Below are 25490 nucleotides of genomic sequence, written 5' to 3'. Positions count from 1 at the left end.
GGATTTCACTTCGCCGTCTGCGCCGTGGCTGGTTCGTTCTTGTTGAAGGACTGTTCGTCGTGGAGATGGACGTTGATCAGCTCCTCGAGCGAGCGAAGCGCGACCGCTTCGAGAATCGAGTCCGCGTACTCTGCGTCGCGGTACTGTCGGTACGTTTCGAACTCGTCGCCACACAACGTGTGGATGGCTCGGATGTCCCGCAACAGTTCGAGGGCGTCGCGCTCGCCGTCGTCCATCACCACCAGCGATTCGTGCTGGTGGGCGATCTCGTGGGCGGCCCCTACTCGCGAGATGTCATCGTCCTCCTCCAAGTAGGCGGTCGCCTCGTCCAAGATTTCTCTGAGGTACTTTGGTATGTTTCCCATCCTTCACCTCATTCGGGGGCTACAAACACTCACAGGGGCAATTACGCGAAATCCAGGTCGGCGTCGGAAGTGTCGAAACCGTCGAGCGGTTCTTGGCTGTCGCTCGCGGTCGTGGGTCGTTCGTGTTCTTCGTCGAGTGTCTGTGCCGCGTCGATCAACTCCTCCTTTGTTGGATCTGTGATAGCTGGGACGTGACTGCGTCCTCTCTCCAGCGTTGCCTCCCGGTAGTCCCAGATATAGAGGTCGAACGTCTCGGCCGCTTCGTGTTCGGTGTAGGTCTCTTTGTCCACCACTTCGATATCGAGTGGATTCCCGCTATCGGCGATGATCCCGCTGAGTAGAGCGTCCGACAGACTGTGCTTGTCGTAGATGACGGCGTCTGCGATCGCATGGAGGTAGGCCTCGACAAGCTGTTCCGCAGATGGCGTCCCCGAGCCGACGAGGTAAAACCGGTTGATCTGCGTGTGTGGTGTGAACTGATCGGCGTGGTATCCTTCGTGGCGAACGTTGAGTGTGAACGTAGTTTCTGGGGAGTCGTCTGTCATGGGGTTCTGGTGTTTTGGGCCGTCTGTGTGGTGTATTCGGTCGTACGTGGCTGTGTCTGTCTTCACGGTGTCTTCACGAGAATGTCGACTGACGGTCGACTCCCGCAGCGTCCGGCTTCGGCGTTTCCGGCGCGAGCTCTGGGATACTTGACTCGGCGAGTGCGCTCGCCACCTGGTCATCGTCGATCAGGTCGCTCGTGAGTAGGCTCAGTTCGCCGGCCAACTGGACCAACGGACACGAGTCCGCTGTCAGATTCTCCGTGCCTTTCGCCGAGAGGTACGATGTCGACTCCGTGGTTGCGAGTCCCGCTGTGTCGTGGGGGAGCGTCACCGAGTTGATCAGCCCGTTGTGGTTGCGGACGATTCGAACGAGGTCGGCGCTGACGTGAGGCGCGTGGATGTTCAGATTGACGCCGCCTTTGAGGACGTCCTCGATCGTCGTGAGGATCTCCTTGAACTGCTCGTAGCTCTGTGTTCGCGAGGAGAGCCCACGGACGGCGAAGTCGGTCGGATTGTTGATCGACCGGAGTCCGCTCGTGTGGTCAGTCTCGTACAGGAGATGCTTGATACAGGCTCCCGTCAGCTCGTACGGCGCAACAACCGGTACAAGCAGTGTCGGTTCCGTTCGGAAATCGTAGTTCGAGTAGAGCCGAACCGCGTCCGCGATCGCGTCCCTCGCCGTCCCGGAGTAACTCGCCGGAAGCACCTCGTCGACGTGGGCGTCGTCGGCCGTCTCGAAGAGTTCCATCGGGAAGTTGCTTCCCGGTGGTCGGTTGTCGACGAGTCGGAGTGTCTGTGTCCGGCGGCGCGTTCGTTCGACTGCCTTCGGCTGTTCACACGCTTGCTTGAGCGTGACTGACCGGTGGGGCCAATAGTCGCCCGCCAAGTCCGACACGTAGCGAGAGTCATCGAGCTTGGGCACGAAGACGTTGATATCGGAGCGCGACGCGATACGAGTCCGGTCGTCGTCGTCTGCGATATGTTGTGAAAGGCCGTTCATGGTGGATGTGTCGTTGAGCGGTGGCTCACCGGATCTCGGATTCGTCGATCGTGGCCGCCCAGAAGCCGGGGTTGACCGCGTATTCGGTTTCGACGCCGAATTTCTGCGGGAGCGCCGTGATCTCGAGTGTCGAACCGATGTGGCTGGTGACGAGCCAGGTGAGCTCGTCGGCGACCTTCGCATCGAGATAGACCGAGCCGCGTTCGACGGTGAAAAACTCTCTTGGGAGGCCCCAGAACAGCCCCGTCTCGGGGTCGATCTGACTTTCGAACAACGCGGGCTCGAGGATGCCTTCCACGCGGCCCTCAGTTCGGACTCGCGTTCTCACGCCGACTTCTTCGTTCTCTTTTGTCTCCATCTCACCTCCCCTTGGAGGCTATAAACCCCCTCAAGCGGAGCCGAGAGCCGCGTTGGCTCTACCGCCGAACGTCTCCTGATCGAGGTGGTCAGTCAGCTTGTCGCGAAAGTCCACAAGGAGGTCGGTGTCGATGTCGTCGGCGTCACTCGTCGCGAGCAGTTCGTCGAGAGAATTATAGCGCGACTCGAGCAACTCCCACTCGAAGTCAGGATTTGCGTCGAGGATGTTGTTTTCGAGCCGCTTGTGGTACTTCTCGAACTGGTCCCAACGGACGCGAACGTCCTCGTCGCTCGTCATCGTCGGCGAGAGCATCCGGGCGATGTCTACCAACTCGGCCGACATCAACTGCGCCGAGGTGCTGGCGCTGTCGGTCCCCTGTGCGGTCCCCACATAGATGGGGATTCGCGAGGTGCCGGCGATCCGGCCTGACGAAGCGTGGTGTTGTGGTGTCGAGAAGTCCACCGACTGGAGCAGCGCCGGGTCCTCTCGCAGGGCCTGAATGAGCACTCTCGAAGAGCCCACACCGAAAGCGTGGACGTACGGTGCGTATCCTGCGACTTCGCGGAAGGACTTGATACAGGCCACTTGCTCAGTCGGCGTGAGATTCTTCATCCCACCGAGCGCGAAATGTCCCCGTTTGGCCTGTCGGGGGTAGTTCTCAGCAAGATACGCGAAGTGGAGGGCGTGATTCGGCTGTAGAGGCACGATCACGGTCGCCGGGAAGGTGGTCTCATCGACGTGATCGAGAAACGCCGCAACCTTCTCGGCGGTCTCTTCGATTGCCGTTCGCATCTCGACGTTGGGCGTGTTCACCGTGTCGTTCGGGATGATATAGTCAGGTCGGCGCTCGTAGGCGGCGTCGACGAGCTCGTTGATCTTCGCTCCGGACAGCGACGGTTCACTGGCTGGCTCGGTTGTCGCGGTGGCCTCTCCGGTGAAATCACCGAGCGTGGCGTTGACGGGGGTGTCTGTGTTCGATTCCGCCTCCTGGAACCCGGAGTCGATAATGTACTTTGAGGAGCTGCGGCGGACGGTCGGGATCGACTCATCGACCGGCTGGAGTCGACACGGCCAGTAGAGCCGGCCGTTCCCGCCTGAAAGGTAGATATCGACGACGGCGCTCCGGTTCGCCAGAATCCGCTGTTTCACGTCTTCTTGCATGGCTCAAATCTTCCTCTCTACTTCCCTTCGGAGGCTAGAAACGCTCTTAGGCGGCCTGTTCGGTCGCGCCAGCGTGCGTCTGCTGGTTCCGCTCGTGGTCTTCGATCAGCGTCTCGATGTCGGTTTTCAGACTCCATGTTAAGCACTCGGACATCGTGTCATATCCAGTGGCGAACTTTCGTGGCCACTGGAAGTCGTGGAGGATCGACTTGACCTCGTCGGGGAATTTCGGCGTCGAAATCCCCACGGTGATGGTGCCGTCGTTGTCGATCTCGAGACTGGCAGATCCGTGGTCACAATCGATGTGCGCGAGGCGTTCACAGAGAGCTTCGAGTGCCGCCTGCTTCCGCCGGATTGCCGCTCGCTGTTCGCTGTACTCGTCGTGGAGTGTTTGGGCGTCCTCGAAGTACAGGTCGGTGCTGCTTGCTGGGGTGTTATCGGAATTCATGGTTGTGTCGTGGTTCACTCTGTGAGTTCTACGCCGCCGGGGGGAGACGAACATCCACGACGAAGCCGTACGCCGTCGTGTCGCCGCGAACGAGCGTATCGAACTGCGCGTCGAGCCACTCGTCGAAGTCGACGTCGAGCGGAATGTCGAGATCGCCTCGCGAGGCGACCCACTCGCCGACGTTGTCGGTCCACCAGCACGCAAGCGTTTCGTCGTCCAGTGTTTGGAGTTCTTGGAGGTATTCGTCGAGGTCCTCGTCCGAAAATCGATTCGGGAGCTCTAGTTCGAGTTTCCAGCGACCGAGGTCACGTTGGATTCGCCGTCGCTGGGCCGTCGTGAAGCCGTCTGTCGGCACTTTCTCTTTGGACATCTTCTCTACTCACTCCCGGAAGATACAAACCATCAACTAAACGATGTGTGTGAATTGCGCTACAGAGGCGGGTTGTAGTCGGTCATCCGATTGATTCGACACACAAATATGGGGCAACCTTCTAGAACCAGTCGTCAGGGGCACGGGGGCGGGTGTTCCCCCTCCCGTCCTCAAAACAACGTTGCCTGCGTTTCCTGTGTCGCCGTAAACGCCGCCGGATCGGGCGCGTACAGGTGTTGGCTCGTCAGGATCACCGGCCCGTCGATGGACCGTTTCAGTGTTGCTTCCGTCGAGCCGCCGTTCCCGTACGTCTGGTCGCGCCGAATCGCTTTGAGGTACTTCGATTCGATCTCATCGAGCGGCCGCCGGCTGAGTACGTCTCGGTGGGTGTTCGTCACGAACGCGGCGATGGCGGTCTGCTGGCTGTCGGTGAGTTCGGACCAACCGTAGTTCGGCTCCGTGAACACGGCGTTCGTGGCCCCCGCCTGTCGCCACGACTTCGTTTGCGCTGGGTAGTCCCAGAGTTCGATCGCGGTCCCATCGGCGAAGATGGTCGCATACGCTGCGCTGTGGAGGTGGATGGTTTCCGCACAGGGCACACAGACGATGGCGTTGAGCCCGACGAGTCTCGCATCGACTGGCGCACAGCCACAGAACGGGCACGTGGGGCTGGTGTGGAGGAGCTGCTTGAACGAGTCGTTCATGCCGAGGCGTGTTCGCTTGCGAGTTCTCGCTCGAAGATGTCGGTCGTTGACTCGAAGAGGGCGTCCCACTCCGGGGGCGTCTCGAGAATCCGGTTCAGTTGGGCTTGGAGCTGTGCCGCCGTCTGGACGGGATCGGTGAAGGGGACGTACTCGTACGTCCAGACACTCGTGTCGTCGGTCGAAAGCCACGTGGAGTGCTCGCCGCTGGCGAGGGCGTCATCCTCGCTGGCGACGACTGGAACGCCGTCGACGGCCTCGGCGGTCTCGTACCGCTGAATGTGATCTTCGTAGAAGCGCCGTGCGCCGAAATCGAGAAAGACGATACCGGTCGGCGAGAGCGAACACACGCGACCCGTTCCACCGGCCGCCAGCTCGAAGAGATCGTGGTGGCCTTCGAACCACGGAACCGGCTCTTCGAACAGCGGGACGAGTGCGGGTTCGACGCGGTAGCCGTCGTGTTCGACGCCCTCCGTCAGCGCCGTGACCGACACGTCGAGTGGATCGATGGTGCCCACTCCGTCGCCGATCAGCGTGACGACCTCGCCGTCGACCTCGGTGATGAAGACGTTATCGCGGCCATGTTCAGTTGCGAGACGGTCGTGTCGGGTTTCGATCAGGGGAGCGTGCTCGTGATCTTCAGCGTCAATATACGTCATCTTCCACTCCCAAACGGGATTTACAAACCTTCTACTGGCCGTATCGTTGTGTCAGTTGACAGCAACACCCAAACAGATATAACACTAGGCTGTGGAGGTTGAAGTGTAAGCCATGGGATACGGAGAGTACGACGAAGACGAGTACGCACGGTTCGAAGAGATGGCCTCGTTCGAAACTGATGAGGAGCCCATTGCCGGCCAACACAATGGACAGCTTCGCACGGAAGGCGGAGAGGACACGACCGCGCTGATCGAGAGGTTGGACGAGATGCGGTGACCGGTGCTGGAGTTGTTCGTTCTCTGTGGGTAGTCCCTTAATCTGAAACGGCCGAGTTGCCCGTAACCGCATTACCAGCGAGCTGCTTCTCTAACGATTTTAACTTGCGGACTGATTCTTTAAACTCGTCAGTGTGGCAGTTCCCGAATGTGGATTTTCGGAGGGCGCGGTGCTTGGATTCGAGAGCAAGGAATTCGCGCAGGGTTGAGTCGTGTAATGCTCTCGAGAGCAACTCTTCGACAGTGCTGATCAGATCGGGTTGTTTGACTGGCTTTTCGAGGTAGGCGTCACACGGAATTTTGAAAATGTCAGTGTCGGCAGGGTTGGCGGAGACGATCGCGACTGCCGGATTGTACTCGCTTTCTCGGATCGCGACGGCTGTCTCGGTTCCTGAGAGGCCAGGCATGTTCCGATCAAGCAATACGACATCGGTGCTGTGGTCTAAGGTTTCTAGACCTGACATCCCACACTCAGCAGTTTCTACCGAGTATGTGGGCTTCAGAAGGAGCTTTTGTAGTTCGCGGAGATCGTCATTGTCGTCAATAATAAGGACCTTCTGAACTCGATCTACCGACTCTGTCATGTCTGAACCAAATTGTACATTATAATAACTGTTGTCTTCTGAGTTACCATTGATGGTTGTTATATTGTTGACGGGAGGGCTGGGATTCGAACCCAGGAGTCCTCTCGGACACCGGTTTTCAAGACCGGCGCAATAGGCCGCTCTGCCACCCTCCCCTGCTGCGTAGTGAGTACAGCCTGTTAAGGCCGTTTCGGTCGGCTGTTCGGAACGAACGTCATGTTCCAGTGGCTCATTCTTCGGGGCCTGATCTGGCGTTCTCGAGGGTTTCAACTACATCCCTGTATTCGTCGTGGTCGTGGTCTGTGTTTGTGAAGAATTCTCCTTCGAATGCACCATCCGGCTTGTTTCTCGTTGCCAGACGCTCCCACGAGTCTCCATTAAAGTGGACCCCGTGGATCGAATCCTCGGTGATAAGGACGAAATCGGAAATGGTTGGAGCGTCTTTCGGGTCGCCCATCCTCGTGGGAGAGACCGTCACGGCCTCGAGAGCGGTGGCGGCTAGTTGTTCTTTTTCGTTAAACGACAACTTTCGGTTAGGAAGTGAGCTGATGTTCATGGTGGTTGGTTAATCTGAAAGTGCAGTCTGGATGTGCTCGATACTCTGAGAGGGTTCCGTGTAGACGCCCGCCGGTTCGAGATAGGTCTGGATGGAGAGCGTTACCGCGTGTATGAGTACGGTGACACTCCGGTCGTGGCTGTCTTCGTGGATCAGCGTGAACAGATGCCAGTCACCGGTCTCGTCGACGCACGGTTCGGCGGAGTCTCCGTCCAGTATCCACGAGTTGTCGCACTCGAGAGCCGCAAGCAGTTCCTCACGCAGGTTCTGTGCCGTTTCCTCGGTCAGGTGATCGGTGTTTTTGAGTGTGGTCTCGAATTCGTTCATCGTTTGGGTGTTGGGTGGTGGTGTCATCGGTGGTGTTGTTACTGCGTAGTGAGCTAAAGAGAGGAGAGAAGGCCGCAAGAGCCAGAACAGGGATTTGAACCCCGGTGAATCTCGGTTACAAGTCGAGTGCATGAACCACCCATGCTCTTCTGGCATCGTGATAGTTCCGGGCGGATTCGAACCGCCGTCAATGGCTAACTTCCGCCGTCCGAGGGGACGAACGACGCCCAAAGGCCATTATGATTGGCCGTCTACACCACGGAACTTCGTTGGTTGGTCTGTGTTCCAACGTTGGGGACGGGGAGTATCTACTTTTCGGTGAGTAGAGAGGGCGCTCTTCCGCCCTCACACCATCTCTCGGGAGCTAGAAACTCTATTCCGTGGCCGATTCTGCCTTTTGGGCGATGAGCGGAGCGGCTTCGAGGCCGGCGATGAACGCTCGCATCCCGGCTTCATCGAACGTCTCGCCGAGGTCTTTCTGGAAGTCGTGGTCGTGTTCGCTCGGATCGACTGGCTCAATCACCAGCCGATACCGCGGCGTGCCGGGGATCTCTCGGAGGACGATTTCGCTGTCGGCGAGGTCGTCGCTGTAGCGGTTGTTGAGTCGGTTGACGTCGTCTTCGAGTGGTCGATCGGATGAGGAGTCGCTCATGGTCACACCGGGGCGGGCGCTGCGTCGGGTTCCTCGTCGGCCGAGATGAAGTCCTCGGCGATGGGCTCGACGTCGTCACGGATGATGCTTACGTCGAACTCGTACTGTTGGTCAGCCTCGCTGTCGAACGGGGCTGTACCGTTCTCGTACGCCTGTACCCGTTCGAGCGTGAACTTCGCCGCCTCGGCCGTCCACCGCTCGCGAGTGCCTGCGTCGGAGACGAGGAGGAATTCGGGCTCGACCGAGACGTAGGTCTGTCCACGGTCGGTGGTGTAGCTGTTCGGCTTGCCCATCACCATCACGTGTTCGACTTCGGACGCCGTCAGCTCCTCGCGATCGCCGTCGGGGGCGAGCTCTTCGAGCACGCTGACCGTCTCCGGGTCGTACTGGCCGGCGTACACGTAGAAGACGCCCGTCGCGTCGCGGATCTTCGCCCGGTAGGTGGTCGGGCTGTCGTTGACCTTCGCGACTTCCATCAACGTCCCCATCATCAGGACGCGGTGGACGCCTGCGCCGGTCGGCGTCAAGTAGTAGTTCGGTGCGCGGTCGCCGTCGGACTCGATGTCTGCGGGCATTTTGAACTCGGTGTTGGACTCGTTGAACTCCGTTGCGAACATCCGGGTCGCTTTGTTCCGTTCGCGCTGGCTGCCGTTGCTGTTGTTGGTGTCGTTGTCACTCATGGGTGTAGTGTTGTCTGGTGGGTGGTTGTCGGTCGTTACGCGGCGGTCTCGGCGGGCGTTGCGTCGGCGCTGATGTCGGCGTCGTCGCTCACGAGGTCTTCGAGTGCGGCGACCACATCGTCGTCTGCGCCCGTACAGAAGGTGGCGTCGTTGACGAGGAGGTACTGTCCGAAGACGGGACCGCGAATCTCGACGTACTTGCCGAGGACCTCCGCGCGAATCTCGTCGGCGACGACGGTCGTATCGAGCGCGTCCATCGCCATCTCCTTGGCTTTCTCGAGGTCCATGCTCGTCGCTGCCTCGGTCGCTTCCTGATCGAAGACGACATCCTGTGCCGTCTCGCCGTTGTCGATGACCGCCTTGATCCGAAGGTCGAACTCGCCCTCGACGGGGCCGTGTTCGGCACACCGTCCGTTCTGGACGACGCGCGTACAGTCGTCGTCGGGACACCGCTTGATCAGTCCCGAGCCCGTGTTGATGGCGACGATGGCTCCTTCGTGAGCCGTCTCGCTGCTCTGGATGTCGATCTCTTCGTCTTCCGCGACGGTGACCTGGCTGTTCTTCGTGAACTTCACCGAGTACCGGCCTTCGTACTCGTCGGCGACGACGTTCTGAATGTGGTAGGTCTGTCCCTCCTCGAGTTCGGGGATGCCCTCCGTTCCCTCCCAGATTGTGAACTTGATTTTATCGGTCTCGTCCCCGAGCAGGCCGACCTGCGCCATGCTGTCGCTGTTGGGCGACCACAGCTGGACGACCTCGACGGCGAGATCGTGCCAGGTGCCCTCCTCGGTGATCTCTTCGACAGGGGTCGGGTCGAAGGCGTCGTAGTTCGTCTCTGCTTCCGTGTCGTTCGTCGGCGTCTCGGACCGCTCGATGCCGGCGTTGTCGCAGATCGTGTTCTCGACGCTCCGGGTTGCTTCGCCGACGGGCAGGAGGTACTCGTCGACGAGATTCTGGATCTGCGCTTCGATCTGTTCGACGTTCAGGTCTGCTTGGTCGCCGTACGTTTCCACGAGGTCTGCCGCGTTGCTTGCTACGTTGCTCATGTCTGTTGGTTTCTAGTCCGATCTTCCGAGAGAGGCTTGAGCGGAGGCTGCTTCTCCCCTTTTTCTCTCTCCTCACCCCCTCTCGGGACATACAAAACCTCTCTGCGGGGCGCGCTCTTTTCTCCACTCTTCGAATTGCGGACGTGGCGGGGGGTGGTGTTTGTCTTCTGATTTTCTTTTAAGAGCAATTCAGAACATCTTGTCGACGTTCCGCCCGTATTCGTGGAGGAATTCTTCGGTCGTGATTTTTCCTTCTTTGAACGCATCGATGGTGTCGTCGCCTGCGACCTCTCCAATGGCGAGCGTACCAGCCATGGACGCGCCGTACTTGAGATACTGCCCGAGCGTTTCGGCGTTTTGTACTCCACCCACGAACTGCGTGAGTTTTGGAGCGTTGCCTCCGAGAAGTTGTTCGGCAAGTGCACGAGCTTCGTTCGCCGCATAGCCCTTTTCGAACTTGGTATCGCCAGCCTCTGTTTCTATACTTAGTTCGGTCAAGTACAGAGATGGTGTTTGGAGAACTACCACGGTACAGGTGTAATCGGACCCCTCGAAGTCTAACACGCATCCTTCCGGTTCGTATATCAGTTCGACTGGTTCGCCTATCGGCGAGGTTCTTCCCGGTTCTGGGTCGACAGCACGAAAGCCGTCGGGCGTGTTGTCGGTGTCATCGCTAGTGTCGGACATGGTGTGATTTTCCCGTCGGTGCTGGATGTGATTAATCTTCCCCGCCGGGTCACCCACCTCGCCGGATACAAACTAACCTCCAGATCTCCACTATTGTTAACGGGAGCAGGCTTTTGTAAAGTGGTTGTGAGCGGGCTGTATGGAGTATTCGACCGTCGGTGTAGACGAGCGTCTATTCGTACGGCTACAGGATGGAGAGGAGCTTCGTGCGGGAATCGAACAAGCTGCGTCGGATGTTGGCGCAGAAGGGGGCTGGTTCATCGGGTTCGGTGGGCTTCGCAACGCGACTCTCTGGTTTTTCGACCAACAGGAGCGGCACTACGACAGTATTCACTTCGAGGAACCGCTGGAGCTGACCTTCTGTGTCGGAAACTTCGCGTGCGTCGACGGGTCGATGTTCGCTCACACTCACGTCACGGTCGCGGACATGGAGGGCAATTCGATCGGTGGCCACCTCGAGTCCGCAGAGGTGTTCGTCGGCGAGGTGTATGCGGACCTGTTCGACGAACCCGTCGACCGAGAGAGCAGCGCAACGCCCGTGCTGGATACTCGACAGTGGTTGAGTGCCGATATCGAAGCGAGCCCGGAGACGCACCCCGAGACTGGCTTCAACCTGAATCACACCGATGTGTGACTTGGAGGAATACGTCCGGCGAGTCGAGGGGTGGCTGCCCGATTCGGAGATGGTCGAGCTCCACAACGGGATCGCTGTTGTCCGGACGGTCGAGGGAGATGTCCTTGAGACAAAACAGACGAAACACGGCCTGTATCACCAGTTCACGATTGCGAACGATCCCTGCTGGCTCGACCTTCTCGCACCCACGGTTACATGCGACGAGTGTCTTCACCTGGGGGACCTGAGCGTGGAGTACGACGATGGATTTCTCGTCGTTCGGTGACCGGCTACTGGCCGGCGCGGAAGATGAGCACGTACTCGTCGGCGATCAACCCGCCTGTCTGGCCGGGAATGTTCTCCGGGGCGTTCTCGTATGGGAGTGTCTTCGAGGGGATGGACCGCGGAAGACTGTGTTCGAGGTCGAGCTGGAACTGCTGGGCAATTTCGATGGTGATGACGTTCATCGGAATGGGGACTCGCGAGACCGTCCGATTGCCTAAGACGATCGCAACGGGCTGTCCTGGCTTCACGACGCGGGCCATCTGTTCGAGCGTCTCGGCGTAGTCTGCGAAGAAGTGGAGCACGTCGTCGTCTCTCCCATCTACGTCTTTCAGCGCGTCGACGGTGGCCCGAAGCGTTGGCGACCACTCGCTGACCGTGGCGAACTCGATGTCTGAGGTGGTTTTGCTCCCACCGAGGCCACTCGGGTCGACGTCCGTCATCTGGTCGAGCTTGAGCGGCGTCGCGACGGCTGCGGGGTCGGTGCTGAAACCGCCGTACGCAACGGTGGTGGAATGGTCACCATAGGGGGGGCTAGAGACAACAGCATCGGCAGAATCTGGTGCGAGAACGCTTGTATCGCGACAGTCCGCGTACTTGATTGTCGCGGTCGTTTCATCTGAAACCTGCGTAGCGTAGTCAACAAGCCCGTAGAAGTTCTCCCTGAGAGTCTCAATGAACGTCTCCGTGAACTTCGGATCGTGGCTTTCGCGGTCGGCCTCTGGGATCCGGTGGCGCTTAAACTCGGAATCTCGCTGATAGCTAATGTTCCGCGCGGCCTGTGCGAGAGCGATCCGGATGAACCGGATTACCTCGTGGTCGTATTCTGCTCGCAGTTCACTTAACTGCCGGCTCATGGCCGTGATCTTCGCTAGTTGCGGTTCAGGGAACCAACCCTTTCGGACTCCGTATGCGTTGTAATTCTGGTCTCCCGAGTCTTCCGTGTAGATGTCGCCGCCGTGTTTGGTCCGGTGTTGGCTCGCTGCGGACTGGTAATTCTCCTCGATGAACTGTTCGCGAGTCGCCCAGTCTGTCCCGAGACACTGGCGAATTGCGGACTCGAGTGTATCGAGATCGGGAACCGTTGATTTGGTTCGCGAGAGGAGACACGCGAACGGGTTAATATCGGTCGCGATAGCGTTCAGGCCGTGTCGCCGGGCTTCAGCCGCTGTCGTGCCGCTCCCGGAGAATGGATCGAACACCAGATCGCCTTCGGAGAGCGTCCCTGTGTGCGTCCAATGTTCGAACAGCGCGTCCGGAATCTGGGGGATCATCCGGGCGGGGTACTTGTGGAGGTCGTGGGTGCCGTAGTCGGTCGTCGCACCCTTGAACGACCAGTCTCGGTCCTCGAGGCCGGGGCGATAGTCGGTGGTGGCTGTTAGGGTCGATTGCATGGTTAGGCGAGTTCGGGGAGGACCTCTGGAGCGGGCCTCGCGAACGCTCCGACGTCGACGCCGGCTTTCTTCGCACACGAGGTACAGACGACCGCTGTTCCAAGCCCGTCGTCTGAGCGGCCGCTGAGGACCTCGCAGGCGTTGTCTTCTTTCGAGAAGCCGTGGTCGCATCGGTTACATTCGGGGCTGTTCGTCGTTTCGTGGTTGGTCTGTAGAGTCATTGGTTTGAGCCTGAAAACGTGGTAACGTAGATGTCTGGGCCGTTTTCGTTGATACAGAGTTTGCAGTCGCCGCATTGGATCTCGCCGTCCGTCGCGTCGTACGGGCAGAGGACGTGTTCTGGGCCGGCTGGTATCTCTTCGACGTCGTCGACCACCTTGTACCGCCGATGACCGTAGTCGCCGTCGTTGGACCGGTTCACAGTAAAGCCGTCTGCCTCATCCCAGTTGAGCCACGACGAGGCAGAATAGGTGTAGATGTCGAATTCGGGGAGTTGTCTTGCGATCTCCGTAACTTTGAGGATGTCGTGTCGGCTCGAAAAATCCCCGGCCTCGTTCAGCCGAATCGTCGTAACCGGATTCTCTTTTCGTTCGACGTGAAGCCTGAACGCATCCGCCCAGGTGACCGGATCGAGATACGACCAGATTATCTCCTGTTTTCGCCGGAAGTGGAGCGGCATGGGAAAATCTCGTTCGTTTCTCGCGGCGAAACAAGTCATTTCATCTACTTGACAGAACTCAGTCCCGAGATTGACGCAATCCGTGGCCGCGCTCATGTTGACGATCGCAACATGTGGGGCAATCTTCGCGTTTCTGTAGCTCGTGTAGGTGCCGAGGATATGTGACCACGCTTTCGCCCGATCGACGGCGTACTCGGCCTCGCGGATCCGGCGGCGGAACCGATCGATCCCCTCGACGGCGTCGACGTCGAAACTGTACGCCCAGTTCGGCGCGATATACTCCGCCAGCTCGTCGTCCGCCGGGGGCGCGGGTCGGGCCTCGGCAATCCGCTGGGCGCGGTTCTGGCCGTTCTGGAAGGAGTTAATACGCGCTTGCATGGGACTCGGGAAGTGTGTCTAGTTGGCCGACGTGAGGTCGTCGGGGCCAGCTGCCTCGAGACGAGTCGTCCCGCCGCGGCTGATCGGGAGGTCCTGTGTCGAGATGCCGGTGAACTCGGCCCAGGTCCACCACGTCTCATCGACAGTCGTTGTCTGGCCGTTCTCTCGCTTGTAGACGGTTGCGGAGACGCCTTCGGTACCGCGCTTGATTTCGGTCCAGATACGCGGGTCTTCGTCCTCGTCGTCGGTGCTATTCGGGGATGCTTCGGTGGCGGTGTTGGCTTCCATTTCTACTCTCTCTCTCGGTTTCTTCGGAGCACAAAAACTCCCTATGGCGGTGCTGCTGACCGGTGTGGCTACTCTGACTGGGCCGCCCGCTTGGACCGCCACTGCTCGCACTGGGGGGCGATCGTCGTCGCGAGTCGACAGTCGTCGTCCGGGTGCGCGTAGCCGTAGTCGATGAGGTACGATTGGCCTCGATACACCCCCCAGTTTTCATGAGCGTAGATGTCGGAGGTCGTGAACCCGAGCTGGTCAAGCTCCTGCCAGGCACGTTGGATAGCCGGGCCTGCCACCGTCGTCTCGTTTTCCGGGGCGGCCCGCGGGTATACCCCCCATCGATGCCCGTCCTCCGGCGTGGCGAGACAGGGCAATGTGACTGTCGAGAGTGCTGTGGGCGTCGTTGAAATGTGGTGTTCGAGCGCGTTCTGGAGCGTCCCGCTCGTGAAGCCAGTCCCCCATTGGGGGATCGCCAACTTGGCGACGGTGGTGTCCGGCAGCGACGGGATCGCGACGACGAGCCGGCCAGCACCCGCGCCGAGGAACTCGGTGCCGTCGGGAAACATCTCGCGAACGTCGGTCCAGATGACGGTCTCTCGGTCCGCGATCGTATCGAGGATGTCTGCGAGTGTCGTGGCGTACGCGGGTCGGTCGTCGAGTGACTCAGCGAGCGACTCAAACGCGGAACTGGCCATCGATCTGCTCAGTTGGGCTCGGCCGACCCAAGCCGGTCGCCGACGTCGACGGTCTCGGCGTCGGTCGCCGCCAGCGAGGCGAGCCCGTCGAGGACCGTGAAGTCAGCATCCTCGGGGATCATGTACGTGTCCGGGCCGGCCCAGACGCTGTCGTCGTTCCGTTTGGAGAACGGAAGGACAGTCGCGGTGACGGTGGATTCGGCGCATCCAGACGAGACCTGGAGCGTGGTCGGTTCCGCAAAGACGAGGATCCCTTCGGGATCGTGGATGAATTCGGCACTCATTGGTTGGGACGGTGGTTGTCGACGCGCTGTTGTTCGAATCGCTGCTCTGCGGTATCGGCCTCGGCGTCTTCGACGAGCTGACGGTGGAGTTCCTCGTCGTCGACGCCAGCAAGTGGGCAGTCGGCCTCGTGGTCGCGACCGTCGTGGATGACTCGCTCGCAGTCTGGACACTCCGGAGCCGGTGGGGCGTTCCACGGCGCTCGCGAACTGTTCGGATTGATGTGTGATGGGAACGGCAAATTTCAGTCTCCTCCACCATCCTCGGGAGCTACAAACTCTCCAACCGGGTCGCTCGCCGTGGAGGTTCGACTGAATCGAGCGCAGATCGACTGAGTCGAATAGAGTTCAACTGAGTCGAGTTGACTTCGATTCAGTATGGCTGGCTTCGATCCAGCCGATTGGGGTGTGGCAGATTCGATTGAATCGGGTATGGATCGACTGAGTCGAATTGAGTTCGATTCAGTATGGCTTGCTTCGATACAGTCGGGTTGATTGGTCCCGAACACCCCCCGCACTAACTGTGAGTTCTGTATCGGGACTGGGGCAGGGAGGAAGGATGGCAGGGGATGATGGGTGTCGGCCAGACCCCACAGGGGAGAAGAAGTGGGGTGGCCGCTGTTAGACCTGGTACTCCATCTTGACCAGATGACCGCACAGGAGGCACTCTTCGACCCCGCTTTCGATCTGGAAGTCTTTGCTACCGCAGTCAGGACACGCTTGGTCGATGAGCTCTTCGCATTCGGGGCACTGGAGCCGGAAGGCGCTCCCACCTTCGGTCTTGACCGTCGCGTTCTCTAACGTCAGGTACTCGTCACACTGCTTGCTCGGACAGAACGCCGGGAGCGTCCCGAGTCGCAGGAATCTGTTCTCCTCAATGGACAATTTCTCCCCTGCCATTGCGTATAACTATACACAAGCACCCGACTTAAAGTTTACTATCGAATTGGTTGGTATATCAACGCACAAGCACTCAAAAAGAGAGAAATTGTTAGAGTTTTCCAGCAAATTGCTGTCGTCATCTAAAGATAGGAAGCACGTAATATGCCCTTCTGTTTCGGGGTGAACCTGACCTCACTTTGAGGGGTGATGAAGACGGTTCGGAGCTGTTCTCGTCCGGTATTAGATGTGGGCCACTCGGGGAGGGTGTTCGTATCTGTGGGGGTGATGATTCGGTACTGCTGATCTGTCTCCGTGTCTTCGAGGAGGGTCTGTATCGATTCGATCTGGTTCTTTGAGGTAGCGACCTCGAGGTGCGGGTTGGATTCCGGCTCGGTGTTGATCACTTCGATGCCGTTTCGAGCGAGTCGATCGGCGACCAGCTGAATGTCAGTTTGGTGTGGACTGGTGGTTTCACTCGTTTCGATACACTCTGGTTCGGGGGTGTCTCTTGCGGACATTTTTCTATAATCCACCCCGTTCGATGGATAGAAAACCACCTCTTAGGCAGGCAACGGTCGGTTCAGTATTCGCTGTTGGTAAAATAGAGCAGTGGGAGGATGACGAGAAATGAGAGCAACGCAATTGCTCCGGTGAGCATCGTAAAGCCCCACTGGACCGCGAAAATCGTGACGCCGATACCTACGATCACAAGCGCGATCGTCTCTCGACCGAGGAAAGAAATGAATCCAGAGACGCCGCCGGCATCAGGTGCGTCGGTGGTGTTTTCGTCTGTCTTTGGCTCGGAATCGTCACTTGGTGTGTCTTGAGACTCGTCAGAGTCCCGGTTAAACTTCGTTTCGTGCTTGCGGATCGTCCAGTCGGTTAGTCCTTCACAACTGAGGCACCGTGTGAGGCTGATAAAGGAGTCGTCTGGGAGGCCGTAGCTAACAGATTCGACTTGGCTTGGCCCACAACTACAGCGTTCTAACTGCTTGTGCGAGACGCGATCTCGGCCACCCTTTGGTTTGGTTTTTGTCTCCGCTTCTGCTTCGGCGTCTTCCATCTGCATACTGATTCCGACCACTACTATATGTAGGCTTTCCCGTCCCTTCCTGTCTCTGGGGGATTCGCGTGGTAGTTGACGGGAACGCCTATGGTGATTGCTGGTTGGAACTGACTCGTGGTGCCCACCTGCGCTCGGGCACTCAGTCGTCGTCTAACAGGAGTATGGTGTAGGGGTTGGGGTTATGCTGGACTATGTTGAGGACGAACCGCTGTTCAGCTGCTTCGAGGAGATCTTCGATCAGGATACCTTCTGAGATCTCGATCGTGTAGTCCTCGTTAAACGGCGTGCCGGTGACAGACTCGAATTCGTCTTCGAGACTGAGTTCGTCGACGACGCTTCGCCAGTAATCGAATTCGAACGTCTCTGCTGGTTCTACTAGGGTCATTTTTGGATACCTCTCACCACCCATCGGAGGTCACAAACTCTTCTGGATGGGTTCTGGATGTCGATCTGACCGGAATTGCTATACCTGATTGCTGTGACGGCGGTAGTTGTATGAGCGAATCGAGCGCGGATAGTGCTGCTGTGGATAGTCTGGGGCCAGACAATGCGTGCGAGCTCGTGTTCTTTGGATTCAGCGAACAGGCTGTCGAGGAGCTTCGAGAGGGTATCGGGCTTGCGGGAGTAAAAGTCAACAATGTGGGCTTCACCACTATCGACCAGGAGACGCAGTCGCCGTCCGTGACCATTCAGGGGCTGGACATGCAGAACTCCCGGCTTCTGGCGACAACGCTATCGGAGGCTGGCCTTGGTGGCCTCGTCGAGTCTGACCCCATCGTCATCATCGAGCCGAACTAACTGTACGCGAAGAGGTTCCCGTTTTCCCTGTCCTGTGACGCTGTAGCGTTCGTTGAAAGCCCGTGATCGAACGTCATGAGTGAGACACTAGCCGGGGTGTGCTCTTCGAGCGTTTCGAGCGTGGTGTGATCCGGCCGTGCTTTCGAGGATTGGGCCATGAACGCGACCCCATAGTACCAGTTCTCGTCGAACATATCGCGACTCTCGCCGACGTAGTCGTGGGTGTCGATGTTCGCTGGGTACGGCTCGCCGTTCGGGAAGTAACGCTCTACTAGCCGGCGATCGTGGACTACGTTGTCTGCTTCGTTCTTCACGATGACGCCGCCGTGCATGTCGATCTTGACCTGATAGCCGTCCCACGGGCACATCTCACGACTGTTCGCGTAGACGACCTCGTAGGGGTGGATGCTTTCTCGCGTCCAGTCGCCGAGCTGCCTTGGGAAGTTGACGGGCGCAGGTCCGTATCGCTGATCCCGCAGGCTGTCGATCTCATCGGCGTCTCGAAGGTCGTATGCGGACTGGAAGTGCGCCGGGTTGAGCGACTCCATGGCTTCGACGGCGAGGCTGATGATCTCCCGGCTGGTGACGACTCGTTGCGGGACGTCAATCTCGTACAGGTAGTCGTTCTCGCCTTGGTTCGCGTCGGTGAGCGTTCCGGGGATGGGGGCAGTGAGATAAAAACAGTTGTACCCCCCTCGCCATTTTGCCGTGATATACGTCGACTCGCCGTTACACCACTGTATCTTCGTGATGAGGTTGTTCTGGAGGTGATTCGTGTCGCGGTCGTATTCGTCGGTCTCCGAGAGCGTCCAGCCGTTGACTTCCTTGGGGATGTCGATGTCGGTCCCTTCTGTTAGCCGCTCTCTGTACTCATCGAGATCACTTCGCGAGAGCAGTTCGAGTGGGTCCCGTCCGGGCTTCGCAGAGGCGCTCTTCCCCGATGAGTTGCTGTAGGTCGGGTCAAACGAAAGCGAGACGCCGAGTTCGCTCACCCGTGTGAGCTCCGTTTCGTAAGTGGCTGTTTCGTCGGGGTCCGGCCTCCGCCCCCAACCGTGCCGTGGCTTCTGGACTTCTGCGCGCACCGTGTCGCCTAACTGGTAGACGTTGCCGTCTGGGCCTAGGACTGCGAGGGCGGTGTTGTTCACCTCCTCAAGGACCCGAGAACGCCGGGAGAGATCGTCGACGTCCAGGCGGGTAAAATCGAAGCCGCCCCACGTGAGGTGCTTGGCTGCTTGGGTGATCGTTTTGCCGTCGTGGTTCTCGAATACTCGCGGGTCCCCACACCAGATTGCGCTCCGGAGTTCGGATTCCGTAGTGATCCCGTCTCCCGTTAGCAGCTGGTCGATGCTGGCGTGTCGATCGCTCATTCTGATTCTGGCCTCAGTTCGCCGTGGTTGATGAGGTGGGATAGTTCGTCTTTGAATTCGGAGATGGCTTCTTCACTGAACTCTTCATCGTCTTCTGCGTCCCACTGTCGGCGGGTGTTCCACGTGTTGCGGCCGCGGAACTTCCGGCCCTTCTTTTGGATCCTGACGAGTGATCGGGTGTATACGGAGACACGCCAGCCTGCGAGGCCCTGCTTACGGAACAGGTCTCCGTCAGCCCCGGAGTACGGAAAGAACCCGAGGTCTGCGAGAACCCTGAAGGGGGTCCCTTGATCCCAATCTGCGTCGGAGAACGACTTGCTCATTTCAATTCACCTTCTACTCTATTCGAAGGGCAGAAACTCTCTCTGTGGGGGTTAGTGTCCGTCTGAGCGAGGCTCCGGTGTGTCGTTACCCGGTGAAATCTGCGAGTGTTTTTCGCTGGCGGTCCTCGTTTTGGACGTTCGTGATCAGGACCTCATCGACTTCACCACGACCACTGGCATCGCTATTAATCGCTCGTGTGGCTCCTACATATGTCGTTGAGAAGGACTCAAAGTCTTCGTATAATTCCGCGACGGGCGGGGAATTCGAGATGACAACCGAGATATCTTGGTTGGAGAGTTTAACAGCGACATCCCGTAATCGCCGTTGGTCATCTCGGTCAAACCCCTCTGCGTGGTACGAATTGAAGTCGGCTGTCTTCGAGACTGGTTGATACGGGGGGTCAAAATATACAAGATCGCCGCTTTCGGCGGTCTCTACGATGTATTCGAAATCTGTGTTGTAGATCGCTGTTCCTTGGAGTCTGCGGGAGGCTTTGCGAATCCGCTGTTCTTGTACCCAGTTGGGGTTCGTGTAGTCGCCAAATGCGACGTTGAATTCGCCGTCGTTATTCTCCCGGTAGAGGCCGTTGAAGCACGTTCGGTTGAGGTATATGAGGAGACTTGCTTCTCGAATGCGGTCCTGTGTAGTCAGGTTCTGTTTTGAGAGAAAGTCGTTGAATTCCGTCCGCATTTCGTAGTAGTAGTCTTTCGAGTGGTCGTGGGTCCTGTTCTCTTCGATGAGTGCTGCCGGGTGGTCGCGGGTGATCTCGTAGAGCGTAGTGAGGTGGGAGTTGAGATCGTTGACTGTCCCTGTGCTAGGATTGAGGTAGAAGAAAACCGCCCCGCCTCCAATGAATGGCTCGTGATATTCGTTGTATGTCGTCGGGAACAGGCCAGTAATCTCCGATAACAATTGACGCTTCCCGCCTGCCCACTTCAAAATTGGATCCGTCATTTGGCCTTGTGAAGTGGACTGTATCTTCTGGGGATTCGTTACTCTGCCGGCGGGGTGTAGAGGGTCTTGTCCCGGAGGTAATCTCCGTGGAGCGACCAGATGAGCTCGCGTTCGGCGGTGGTCGGTTCGTCAAGTTCGGCGTCTCGGTTCACGTAGCCCACACCGAAACTGATGGGGAACGGATCGACGTTGTTGCGCTTGAGGTTGTACTTCGTAATCTCCTCGGGGTCTTTCCCAAGCCGGTGTGCGAGCTCGACGATGTTGACGAGTTCTTCTGGGGCGACCTTCCCGGCTTCCGTCTCAACGGCGTCGTAACTGACTACCATCGGGTCGGGGTTGGTCGGGTGGATGTACTTGATGAGGATTTCGTCGCCGTCCTCCTTGACAGTCGCCGCATACATGCGCTGATCGAAGCGCGTCATCGACATGTGCTGGCCGTACTGTGCCCAGGTCTCTGGGATGGGTTCGCCGTCGACGAGGCCGTCGGCTGGCCGTTCGGGGATGACGATCTCGTCTCTGCTCGACCGCTGGCTTTTCTGGACGGTTGGCGATAGGCCATTGCTTCCAGCCTCTGTTCTCTCGGTTGATTCGGTCATGTCTGAGTGGATGTTATAGCGAACCCCGGGCGACGTGAGCGACGACTTCCCCATCGAGGAGGAAACACGGCGGATCGATTCCGGGCTTGTATGGTCGCCCGTCGAAAACGAGACCGCGCTCTACCGCACGGGTGTTGAGTGGGTGTTCGTGTCCAGAGTTGTTCTCGTGGACGAAGAGTGTGGCCGTCTCCATGTCTTCCGGGAGATCGACGAGGTCGAACGCGAGCCAGCCACAGCTATTGGTGCCGTCTATCTGGACTGTCTCGGCGCTCCACCGATCTCCATCGTGACAGGAGATTTCGTGTGTTTCGTCAGGGTCGCGATCGAAGTCGCGGTGTCGCCCTCTCCACACACGGATGGTTACTGTCTCGTCGTTAGACATCGGCGCTGCGATCAGCTCCGATTGTGACATCGGTGTCGGTTATCTGGAGACTTGCTGGTAGCGACGTTCGGATACTGTCTTCGATGAGTGGGAGTTCGTAGCCATCTCCGATGACTGTTGCGGTCACCCCTGTGTCTCCTGTGCTGGTGTCGACGCTTACGGGGGTGTTGTTGCCTATCTCTGTGATGAGGTTGGCGACGTGTTCGCGCATCGCGATGCTTCCGGACTCGATCGTGTACGTCACCTTGTCGGTGGTCATGCGCTTGCTTGGTCAGAGACGAAGACGAAGTCCCCGATGTAGTCGGCTTCGTTCTTGAGGGTGTGGGCGGCCTTGCTGATCTGTGGGTACTTCGGCGAGCTGACGACGAGCAACTCTGTTTCTTCAGAGACGCCGATATCCCCGATGGTCTCGTATGCGCCTTGGTAGTTGTACGACGCTTCGTCGACGGCACTGATGACGTATCCGCTGATATCTTTGTGTCGCTTCTCACCATCGATTGCGGAGTCGGTTCCGAACCAGAGTCGGATGCTGCCCTCGCCTTCGGCTTGGAAGTCGTTCGCACCGAATATTTCGAGGAAGCCCGATCCGTCTGATTTGAGGATTTTGAGGTACATGGTTACTCGTAAAGCACGTCGTCTACGGGCTCTCCGTTCGAGAGGAGTTCTTTGAGATCGGTCGGGATACCGCCGATGTCGATGATCTTGATGCTGAACGGCCCGGACCAGTTCTGGACCCAGAACGGCGCTCGCTCGTGGTCCTTGAGCTCGTCCGCCTCGAAGTCGGTCGGGCTGATCAGCACCCCTTCGTCGTTTACCGCGTCCTCGACCGGGACGAGCCACGAACGCTTCCCCTCCGTTTCGACCGGTTCTGCGCGGCCCCGGATCCACTCTTGGGGGGTGAACTTCAGTTCTACGTACGGGCCGTCGATATTGTCGACGTCCTCGACGGCTTCGATGGAGAGGCGCTGTTCTGAAAGGCCAGTCACCCGGCTTACCTCCCGAAGTGCTTTCTCCGGGTTCGGCGCAGAGACGTTGACCTTCTCTGCGACTGCTACAGTGTACTGTTTGCTGGATTCGGTCGACATTCTTTCTAAGACTCCTTCACCTCCTCTCGGGTCATATAAACCTCTCTGGGGGTCGTTCGGACTGCTGGAGATGTTTGGGTCAACGACGCTCGTCGGCAGGTCTGAGCGTACAGATGTGTTTTCCGTCGGGCCAGCCGTATGCCCCAGTGTGTGCTGAATCCAAGAGGAGGTCCGGGGAACGGCCTTCTGTATGAGTTCGGCAGGCATCTGAACAGTAGCAGTGGATTGCTGGGAATACCCGGTCTGTCTTGAGAGCTGGTTCGCCGCTGTTTGGGACCGAGTCGTAGTTTCGGGGGTCGTCCTGTATCTGGTGTTCGTAGGAGACGACCTGTGCCGTATCGGTCGATGACTCTCGTTCGGTCTCTCGGTGAAAGATGTGATTCCCGCATCCGGGGCAGATTGGTTCGATGTGGTGTGCTCTCGGCGTCGTGTACTCAGTCGAGCCGGAGAGTGCCCCATCGGGCGTCCAGTTGAGGTTAGAGAAGAGCGCGGCGATCGGTGAGAGCGGTTCGATGATGGTGGCTTGGGTGTCGTCCGTTCGGTAGATGGGTTGGGCTTTCCGCTCGGTATGTGGCGGCGGGGAAAGCAAGAGTTCACGCGCGTCGGAGGTCGTGTTGAGTCTGATACTCTCGCCAGCATCGGCCGTGAGGAGTTCGTCTCGGGTCTGGATGTCTGTCGGGTCGGTATCTGGCCACACGCCGTGGGTGATCCAGTAGTGTTTCGCGTTCAGGAGTGAGTACCGGATGAGGTCTCTCTTCGGCGGGTACTGGTCTCTGAGGTTACGGTGCCACCCGCCGTTGGCCGAGGCGTAGTCGCCGTGGTCTTCGGCGTATCGCTGATAGCCGTTCCAATCAACGCCGCCGATGTCGGCCGGTGGCTTCCCGGTGATGCTCTCTTGGGTCAGATTGACGATTTCAGCGTGGGTGGTAAGCGGCGTCCCCCCGAGGATGTGGATCCTGTTCTCGACCGATCGCCACTCGTCGTACGTCGCGATATCTGTGGCTTGGATCGGCGATGAGCCGTTCGGGTAACCAAGGACGAACTGATCTGGGATGTCCGGGAGAATGCCCTCGCATTTGGGGACGATAATGATGTTCGTATCTGGGTATGAGCCCCAGATTTCGTTGGCCGCATCGATGTGTTCCCGGAGGGAGGCCCGATCATAGATATCGCCGACGACCGCGATCTCAGGTTCGTACTCGAAGACGCGGTCGATAAATCGGTCGAGGTCGGCGTCGAGATACTCGTTATCGAGAAAGTGGACCGGGAGCGAGACTTCCTCGGGGATCCACTGATACGACGAATCTTCACGGTGGCCGATGCCAAACCCGAGACGGGCGGCGTCGAATACGTAGGGGTAGCGTCCGGTGAATACGACCCAGTCGGCGTTGCGAGCTTCGCGGATGGTCTCTGGAAGCGGCTCACTCGTCGGTGTCGATTCCAAGCCAAGCTTTGGTCGGGTGCTGTTGTAGGTAGACTCGGTGGTCGACTCGGGGACGGTCGCGCCGTAATCACCTAATCCTGCTTGGCTACTACTCATCTACAATCACTCTACAAGCTGCCCTCGGAGGCTAAAAACCTCGAGCGGGGCGGGAACCTATTCATCCGTCTTTAGTTAAGCGAGAAATCGCGTGATAGCGGCGGCTTATCGAGGCATCTTTCGGAAGGAATGAGGAAGCCGAGTTTGTGCCCAACGGCTCCTCATCTCGGATTATGCGTCGGCTCACTACACTGTTTCCCTCTGAGTTCCTCGAAGAGCACGCCGAGGAACTCGGCGTGGTCGAACGTGACCGCAAGCTCCAGATCCCTGCCTTCGTTTGGGCGTTCGTGTTCGGCTTCGCCGCAGGCGAAAGCCGAACACTCGCCGGGTTTAGACGCTGTTACAACTCTACTGCCGATGAGACGATCTCTCCGGGTGGATTCTATCAGCGGTTGACACCGACGCTTGCGGAGTACTTCCGCGACCTCGTCGAGCGCGGCCTCGACGAGGTCGCTGTTCCTAACGCTGTTGACGCTGATCTCGACCGATTTAGAGACGTGATGATCGCTGATGGAACGGTGCTGCGGTTACACGAATTTCTCTCAGATCAGTTCGAAGCCCGCCACGAGGAGCAGGCTGGAGCGAAGCTCCACCTGCTCCACAATGCCACAGAGCAGACGATTGAACGGCTCGATACCGCTAACGAGAAAACGCACGACAGCACCTTGTTCAACACGGGGCCGTGGCTTGAGAATCGCCTCATACTGTTCGATCTCGCCTACTTCAAGTACCGCCGGTTTGCGCTGATCGACGAAAACGACGGCTACTTCGTGAGTCGGCTGAAGCAGAACGCGAATCCGCTGATTACGGCGGAGTTACGGGAATGGCGCGGCCGCGCCATTCCCTTAGAGGGCGAGCAGCTCCGAGCTGTTCTCGATGATCTTGACCGGAAATACATCGATGTGGAGGTCGAAGTCGAGTTCAAACGGGGGCCGTACAATGGGACACAGTCGCTGGATACGAAGCGATTTCGCGTCGTCGGCGTCCGCGACGAGGACGCCGACGACTACCACCTGTACATGACGAATTTAGCGAGAAAAGAGTTCTTTCCGGCGGATTTAGCGGAGATCTACCGCTGTCGGTGGGAAGTTGAGTTGCTGTTCCGGGAGCTGAAGACGCAGTACGAACTGGACGAGTTCGACACGAGTGACGAACACGTGGTGAGGATCTTATTGTACGCAGCGCTGCTGTCGCTGCTTGTAAGCCGCGATCTGTTGGATCTAGTCACTGAGCAGGCGGATGATGAGCTTGTGTTTCCGACAGAGCGCTGGGCGGCGACCTTCCGGTCGCACGCCCAGCTCATTCTCCACGAACTCGGTGAGTTCCTCGGCTACTCACCACCGCCGCTGCTCGACCGGCTGATCGAAGACGCTCAAAAGATCCACAAACGACGACCAATCTTACAAGAGACGCTCGCTACCGCTACACAACCGAGGTGTGAGGCTTAACTAAAGACGGATGGGAACCTATTTGTAGGCGC

Annotated in this window: 41 protein-coding genes and 2 tRNA genes; 5 read left to right on the top strand and 38 right to left on the bottom strand. The window is 58.5% G+C overall.

Annotated features, from left to right (window positions below; genetic code table 11):
- Window positions 1–5: 5 nt before the first annotated feature.
- The 9 genes from NO877_RS14620 to NO877_RS14580 all read right to left on the bottom strand — a co-directional run bounded on the left by NO877_RS14620 (window position 6) and on the right by NO877_RS14580 (window position 5607).
- Window positions 6–365, bottom strand: a complete 360-nt coding sequence (locus NO877_RS14620; RefSeq protein ID WP_256397087.1) for a hypothetical protein — start codon at window positions 363–365, stop codon at window positions 6–8.
- A 41-nt stretch (window positions 366–406) separates the two neighbouring features.
- Complete coding sequence (locus NO877_RS14615) at window positions 407–910, bottom strand: hypothetical protein (protein ID WP_256397086.1); 504 nt, start codon at window positions 908–910, stop codon at window positions 407–409.
- A gap of 73 nt (window positions 911–983) precedes the next feature.
- Entirely contained in the window at window positions 984–1910 is a 927-nt protein-coding gene (locus NO877_RS14610) for a hypothetical protein (RefSeq protein ID WP_256397085.1), read from the bottom strand.
- Window positions 1911–1935: 25 nt separating this feature from the next.
- A complete protein-coding gene (locus NO877_RS14605) occupies window positions 1936–2268 on the bottom strand; it encodes a hypothetical protein (RefSeq protein ID WP_256397084.1) in 333 nt (110 codons plus the stop codon).
- A gap of 30 nt (window positions 2269–2298) precedes the next feature.
- Entirely contained in the window at window positions 2299–3429 is a 1131-nt protein-coding gene (locus NO877_RS14600) for a hypothetical protein (RefSeq protein ID WP_256397083.1), read from the bottom strand.
- Between the two features lie 46 nt (window positions 3430–3475).
- Window positions 3476–3877 (bottom strand): hypothetical protein, encoded by a 402-nt coding sequence (locus NO877_RS14595; RefSeq protein WP_256397082.1) that lies wholly within the window; start codon window positions 3875–3877, stop codon window positions 3476–3478.
- 28 nt (window positions 3878–3905) lie between these two features.
- Window positions 3906–4247: a hypothetical protein gene (locus NO877_RS14590; RefSeq protein ID WP_256397081.1), complete on the bottom strand. Its 342-nt coding sequence runs from the start codon at window positions 4245–4247 to the stop codon at window positions 3906–3908.
- Window positions 4248–4417: 170 nt separating this feature from the next.
- Window positions 4418–4951, bottom strand: coding sequence for a Lar family restriction alleviation protein (locus NO877_RS14585; protein ID WP_256397080.1), 534 nt, complete (start codon window positions 4949–4951; stop codon window positions 4418–4420).
- Window positions 4948–5607 (bottom strand): hypothetical protein, encoded by a 660-nt coding sequence (locus NO877_RS14580; protein ID WP_256397079.1) that lies wholly within the window; start codon window positions 5605–5607, stop codon window positions 4948–4950. The genes NO877_RS14585 and NO877_RS14580 overlap by 4 nt, the downstream gene beginning before the upstream one ends.
- Window positions 5608–5719: 112 nt before the next feature.
- On the opposite strand from NO877_RS14580, the gene NO877_RS14575 reads away from it, so the two are divergent.
- The gene (locus NO877_RS14575) at window positions 5720–5884 is read left to right on the top strand and encodes a DUF5786 family protein (RefSeq protein WP_256397078.1); all 165 of its coding nucleotides are present in this window, start codon (window positions 5720–5722) and stop codon (window positions 5882–5884) included.
- 37 nt (window positions 5885–5921) lie between these two features.
- On the opposite strand, the gene NO877_RS14570 is transcribed toward NO877_RS14575, so the two are convergent.
- From NO877_RS14570 to NO877_RS14530, 9 genes are all read right to left on the bottom strand, one after another.
- Window positions 5922–6467 carry a response regulator gene (locus NO877_RS14570; protein ID WP_256397077.1) on the bottom strand — a complete coding sequence of 182 codons (546 nt, stop codon included), beginning with the start codon at window positions 6465–6467 and terminating at the stop codon, window positions 5922–5924.
- Window positions 6468–6538: 71 nt separating this feature from the next.
- Window positions 6539–6622 (bottom strand) — tRNA-Ser (locus tag NO877_RS14565).
- Between the two features lie 74 nt (window positions 6623–6696).
- Complete coding sequence (locus NO877_RS14560) at window positions 6697–7023, bottom strand: DUF7964 domain-containing protein (RefSeq protein ID WP_256397076.1); 327 nt, start codon at window positions 7021–7023, stop codon at window positions 6697–6699.
- A gap of 9 nt (window positions 7024–7032) precedes the next feature.
- On the bottom strand, window positions 7033–7350 hold the full coding sequence (locus NO877_RS14555; RefSeq protein WP_256397075.1) for a hypothetical protein: 318 nt from the start codon (window positions 7348–7350) through the stop codon (window positions 7033–7035).
- A 161-nt stretch (window positions 7351–7511) separates the two neighbouring features.
- Window positions 7512–7616, bottom strand: a tRNA-Gln gene (locus tag NO877_RS14550).
- Between the two features lie 107 nt (window positions 7617–7723).
- Entirely contained in the window at window positions 7724–8002 is a 279-nt protein-coding gene (locus NO877_RS14545) for a hypothetical protein (protein ID WP_256397074.1), read from the bottom strand.
- Between the two features lie 2 nt (window positions 8003–8004).
- The gene (locus tag NO877_RS14540; RefSeq protein ID WP_256397073.1) at window positions 8005–8682 is read right to left on the bottom strand and encodes a DNA-binding protein; all 678 of its coding nucleotides are present in this window, start codon (window positions 8680–8682) and stop codon (window positions 8005–8007) included.
- Window positions 8683–8717: 35 nt separating this feature from the next.
- Window positions 8718–9728, bottom strand: a complete 1011-nt coding sequence (locus tag NO877_RS14535) for a replication factor A (RefSeq protein WP_256397072.1) — start codon at window positions 9726–9728, stop codon at window positions 8718–8720.
- Between the two features lie 189 nt (window positions 9729–9917).
- Window positions 9918–10415, bottom strand: a complete 498-nt coding sequence (locus NO877_RS14530; RefSeq protein ID WP_256397071.1) for a hypothetical protein — start codon at window positions 10413–10415, stop codon at window positions 9918–9920.
- Between the two features lie 139 nt (window positions 10416–10554).
- Between NO877_RS14530 and NO877_RS14525 the strand changes: the two genes are divergently transcribed.
- Entirely contained in the window at window positions 10555–11049 is a 495-nt protein-coding gene (locus NO877_RS14525) for a PPC domain-containing DNA-binding protein (protein WP_256397070.1), read from the top strand.
- Between the two features lie 49 nt (window positions 11050–11098).
- A complete protein-coding gene (locus tag NO877_RS14520) occupies window positions 11099–11314 on the top strand; it encodes a hypothetical protein (protein WP_256397069.1) in 216 nt (71 codons plus the stop codon).
- A gap of 4 nt (window positions 11315–11318) precedes the next feature.
- Here NO877_RS14520 and NO877_RS14515 read toward each other — a convergent pair whose 3' ends face one another.
- From NO877_RS14515 to NO877_RS14465, 11 genes are all read right to left on the bottom strand, one after another.
- On the bottom strand, window positions 11319–12704 hold the full coding sequence (locus NO877_RS14515) for a DNA methyltransferase (protein ID WP_256397068.1): 1386 nt from the start codon (window positions 12702–12704) through the stop codon (window positions 11319–11321).
- A 2-nt stretch (window positions 12705–12706) separates the two neighbouring features.
- Window positions 12707–12925, bottom strand: coding sequence for a hypothetical protein (locus tag NO877_RS14510; protein WP_256397067.1), 219 nt, complete (start codon window positions 12923–12925; stop codon window positions 12707–12709).
- A complete protein-coding gene (locus tag NO877_RS14505; protein ID WP_256397066.1) occupies window positions 12922–13761 on the bottom strand; it encodes a GP88 family protein in 840 nt (279 codons plus the stop codon). Before NO877_RS14505 ends, NO877_RS14510 begins: the two co-directional genes overlap by 4 nt.
- Before the next feature lie 18 nt (window positions 13762–13779).
- Window positions 13780–14049 carry a hypothetical protein gene (locus NO877_RS14500; protein ID WP_256397065.1) on the bottom strand — a complete coding sequence of 90 codons (270 nt, stop codon included), beginning with the start codon at window positions 14047–14049 and terminating at the stop codon, window positions 13780–13782.
- A gap of 68 nt (window positions 14050–14117) precedes the next feature.
- Window positions 14118–14735: a hypothetical protein gene (locus NO877_RS14495; RefSeq protein WP_256397064.1), complete on the bottom strand. Its 618-nt coding sequence runs from the start codon at window positions 14733–14735 to the stop codon at window positions 14118–14120.
- A gap of 8 nt (window positions 14736–14743) precedes the next feature.
- Window positions 14744–15019 carry a hypothetical protein gene (locus tag NO877_RS14490; RefSeq protein ID WP_256397063.1) on the bottom strand — a complete coding sequence of 92 codons (276 nt, stop codon included), beginning with the start codon at window positions 15017–15019 and terminating at the stop codon, window positions 14744–14746.
- The gene (locus NO877_RS14485; RefSeq protein ID WP_256397062.1) at window positions 15016–15258 is read right to left on the bottom strand and encodes a hypothetical protein; all 243 of its coding nucleotides are present in this window, start codon (window positions 15256–15258) and stop codon (window positions 15016–15018) included. The genes NO877_RS14490 and NO877_RS14485 overlap by 4 nt, the downstream gene beginning before the upstream one ends.
- 379 nt (window positions 15259–15637) lie before the next feature.
- Window positions 15638–15916 carry a hypothetical protein gene (locus NO877_RS14480; RefSeq protein WP_256397061.1) on the bottom strand — a complete coding sequence of 93 codons (279 nt, stop codon included), beginning with the start codon at window positions 15914–15916 and terminating at the stop codon, window positions 15638–15640.
- A 122-nt stretch (window positions 15917–16038) separates the two neighbouring features.
- The gene (locus NO877_RS14475; protein WP_256397060.1) at window positions 16039–16416 is read right to left on the bottom strand and encodes a hypothetical protein; all 378 of its coding nucleotides are present in this window, start codon (window positions 16414–16416) and stop codon (window positions 16039–16041) included.
- Between the two features lie 62 nt (window positions 16417–16478).
- On the bottom strand, window positions 16479–16967 hold the full coding sequence (locus NO877_RS14470) for a hypothetical protein (protein WP_256397059.1): 489 nt from the start codon (window positions 16965–16967) through the stop codon (window positions 16479–16481).
- Between the two features lie 136 nt (window positions 16968–17103).
- Window positions 17104–17349, bottom strand: a complete 246-nt coding sequence (locus tag NO877_RS14465) for a hypothetical protein (RefSeq protein WP_256397058.1) — start codon at window positions 17347–17349, stop codon at window positions 17104–17106.
- A 110-nt stretch (window positions 17350–17459) separates the two neighbouring features.
- Between NO877_RS14465 and NO877_RS14460 the strand changes: the two genes are divergently transcribed.
- Window positions 17460–17762: a hypothetical protein gene (locus tag NO877_RS14460; protein WP_256397057.1), complete on the top strand. Its 303-nt coding sequence runs from the start codon at window positions 17460–17462 to the stop codon at window positions 17760–17762.
- Here NO877_RS14460 and NO877_RS14455 read toward each other — a convergent pair.
- From NO877_RS14455 to NO877_RS14415, 9 genes are all read right to left on the bottom strand, one after another.
- Entirely contained in the window at window positions 17759–19129 is a 1371-nt protein-coding gene (locus NO877_RS14455) for a hypothetical protein (RefSeq protein ID WP_256397056.1), read from the bottom strand. The genes NO877_RS14460 and NO877_RS14455 overlap by 4 nt on opposite strands.
- On the bottom strand, window positions 19126–19452 hold the full coding sequence (locus NO877_RS14450; RefSeq protein WP_256397055.1) for a hypothetical protein: 327 nt from the start codon (window positions 19450–19452) through the stop codon (window positions 19126–19128). Before NO877_RS14450 ends, NO877_RS14455 begins: the two co-directional genes overlap by 4 nt.
- Before the next feature lie 85 nt (window positions 19453–19537).
- Entirely contained in the window at window positions 19538–20407 is an 870-nt protein-coding gene (locus tag NO877_RS14445) for a DNA adenine methylase (protein ID WP_256397054.1), read from the bottom strand.
- Window positions 20408–20445: 38 nt separating this feature from the next.
- Complete coding sequence (locus NO877_RS14440) at window positions 20446–21003, bottom strand: hypothetical protein (RefSeq protein WP_256397053.1); 558 nt, start codon at window positions 21001–21003, stop codon at window positions 20446–20448.
- Window positions 21004–21016: 13 nt separating this feature from the next.
- A complete protein-coding gene (locus NO877_RS14435) occupies window positions 21017–21385 on the bottom strand; it encodes a hypothetical protein (RefSeq protein WP_256397052.1) in 369 nt (122 codons plus the stop codon).
- Window positions 21378–21644, bottom strand: a complete 267-nt coding sequence (locus tag NO877_RS14430; protein ID WP_048075977.1) for a hypothetical protein — start codon at window positions 21642–21644, stop codon at window positions 21378–21380. The genes NO877_RS14435 and NO877_RS14430 overlap by 8 nt, the downstream gene beginning before the upstream one ends.
- Window positions 21641–22000: a hypothetical protein gene (locus NO877_RS14425; RefSeq protein WP_256397051.1), complete on the bottom strand. Its 360-nt coding sequence runs from the start codon at window positions 21998–22000 to the stop codon at window positions 21641–21643. Before NO877_RS14425 ends, NO877_RS14430 begins: the two co-directional genes overlap by 4 nt.
- A gap of 2 nt (window positions 22001–22002) precedes the next feature.
- Window positions 22003–22470, bottom strand: coding sequence for a hypothetical protein (locus tag NO877_RS14420; protein ID WP_256397050.1), 468 nt, complete (start codon window positions 22468–22470; stop codon window positions 22003–22005).
- Between the two features lie 79 nt (window positions 22471–22549).
- Complete coding sequence (locus NO877_RS14415) at window positions 22550–24010, bottom strand: DUF6610 family protein (RefSeq protein ID WP_256397049.1); 1461 nt, start codon at window positions 24008–24010, stop codon at window positions 22550–22552.
- Window positions 24011–24183: 173 nt separating this feature from the next.
- On the opposite strand from NO877_RS14415, the gene NO877_RS14410 reads away from it, so the two are divergent.
- Complete coding sequence (locus tag NO877_RS14410; RefSeq protein ID WP_256397048.1) at window positions 24184–25458, top strand: IS4 family transposase; 1275 nt, start codon at window positions 24184–24186, stop codon at window positions 25456–25458.
- Window positions 25459–25490: the final 32 nt, after the last annotated feature.

This window comes from Halohasta litorea (assembly GCF_024494645.1).
Taxonomy (GTDB): domain Archaea; phylum Halobacteriota; class Halobacteria; order Halobacteriales; family Haloferacaceae; genus Halohasta; species Halohasta litorea.
This window is presented reverse-complemented; position numbering and strand designations above follow the sequence as displayed.